Source organism: Cognatilysobacter lacus (assembly GCF_008274655.1).
In the GTDB taxonomy this organism is placed as follows: domain Bacteria; phylum Pseudomonadota; class Gammaproteobacteria; order Xanthomonadales; family Xanthomonadaceae; genus Cognatilysobacter; species Cognatilysobacter lacus.
On sequence record NZ_VTRV01000262.1, the window covers coordinates 1 to 1,647 of the forward strand.

Consider the following 1,647-nt stretch of genomic DNA (forward strand, 5'->3'; position numbering starts at 1 on the left):
GCTCCCATGCGGGAAGCCAGCGCGGCGGGCGCACGGCCAGCATCGCGTCGCGCATCTCGGCGGCCGTCTGGAAACGCGAATCCGGGTACTTCGCCAGTGCCCGGTGCATGAAGCGCTGCCAGTGGCGCAGGTGCGGCGGCAGGCGCGGAATCGGTTGCTGCGCATGCGCCAGCGCCATCGACAGCGCGTCGCCTGCCTCGTACGGCAGCCGGCCCGCGAGCATTTCCCAGAGTACGACGCCGAGGCTGTAGAGGTCGACGCGGCCGTCGACTTCCTCGCCACGTGCCTGCTCGGGCGCCATGTACGCGGTGCTGCCTACCGCCAGGCCGGCGGTCGTGACGCGCGGCCCGTAGCCGCGTCGCAGCGCGATTCCGAAGTCGGCCAGCAGCGGGCGCCCCGCGTCGTCGAACAGCACGTTTTCCGGTTTGACGTCGCGATGGACCACGCCGCGTGATTGCGCGTATTCGAGCGCGGAGAGCAGCGCGCACGCGATCGCTACCGCACCGGCCTCGTCGCGCGTGAAGTCGCGATCGCCGAGATGGCCGCGGGGCAGGTGGGGCATCGAGTAATACGGGATGCCGTCCTTCGTCCGACCCAGCTCGTGGATGCGCACGATGTTCGGATGTTCGAGGCGGGCAATGGTGCGCACCTCGTTTTCGAATCGACGCCGGCTGATCTCGTCGGCGAGCGCGTGCGGCGCCATCACCTTGATCGCCACCTCGCGGCTGAGCGCAGTCTGCTCGGCGAGGTAGACCGTGGACATGCCGCCCTGGCCGAGGCGGCGCAGCAGGCGATAACCCTCGACCTGCGGCATCGTCGCGGCGGATTCGTTCGGGGGCGTCGTCTCATCCATGTCCGCGGAGCATATAGGCAGCCACGTCAGCCGGGCAGGCGCCATCGCGTGGAAGCGTGATCAGCGACCCGGCTTTCGCCGCGCGTAGACCTGCTTGCGCACCAGCGCCACGGTGTCGCCCGCCGCGTCCACCACGGCCGTCTCGAACCAGTGCAGGTGCCTGGCGCCGTCGGCGGTCCCGACCCGTATCGCCTCAAGGGCGGCGTCGTCGAGGCGGAACTCGGCATGAACCACGCCACGGCCGGGCTTCAGGAAGTCGATCGTGCCGGAGCGATCCCACACCATGTAGTCGCGGCCGAGGCCGCGCATGACCAGCAGCATCCAGAACGGATCGGTCATTGCGAACAGGCTGCCGCCGAAGTGGGTGCCGACGGCGTTGCGGTTCCATGGGCGCAGGCGCAGCTCGACGCGTGCGTGGCGCCAGTCTGCCGCGAGACGGGTGACCCGGATCCCGGTCGCCAGGAACGGCGGCCAGAGGTTGAGGCCGCAGCGGAAAAGGGAGGCGTGCATGGCGTCGCGCCCGGGCGTACCGGGCGGCCCGGTCAGAACAACAGTGACGACATGCGACGGCGATAGCGGCCGACGAGATCCTCGTCCTCCACCACGCGGAACGCATCGATCAGGGTGCGGCGGGCAAGGCCGTCGCCGTACTGGCGGTCGCGGGAGAGCATTTCGATGAGCTGTTCGAAGCCGTCCGCCTCGCGCCCGCCCAGCAGGTATTGCACTGCCAGCAGGTGGCGGGCGCGCAGGTCGGCGGGGTCGGCGGCGATCGCCGCGTCGAGCACCGCGGGCGG

General features: G+C 70.3%; 3 protein-coding genes. All 3 read right to left on the reverse strand.

Annotated features, from left to right (window positions below; genetic code table 11):
* Nucleotides 1-853: serine/threonine-protein kinase (locus FW784_RS13930; protein ID WP_187770845.1), on the reverse strand; the 853-nt coding region annotated here is incomplete at its 3' end.
* Between the two features lie 60 nt (nt 854-913).
* Complete coding sequence (locus FW784_RS13935; RefSeq protein ID WP_149353923.1) at nt 914-1,363, reverse strand: DUF4442 domain-containing protein; 450 nt, start codon at nt 1,361-1,363, stop codon at nt 914-916.
* Nucleotides 1,364-1,395: 32 nt separating this feature from the next.
* Nucleotides 1,396-1,647, reverse strand: a 252-nt coding sequence (locus FW784_RS13940; protein WP_149353924.1) for a tetratricopeptide repeat protein, incomplete at its 5' end; no start/stop codon positions are given.

Excerpts from the sequence above, each read along its gene's own strand:
- FW784_RS13935 (WP_149353923.1), bottom strand. The coding sequence starts at position 1,363 with ATGCACGCCTCCCTTTTCCGCTGCGGCCTCAACCTCTGGCCGCCGTTC.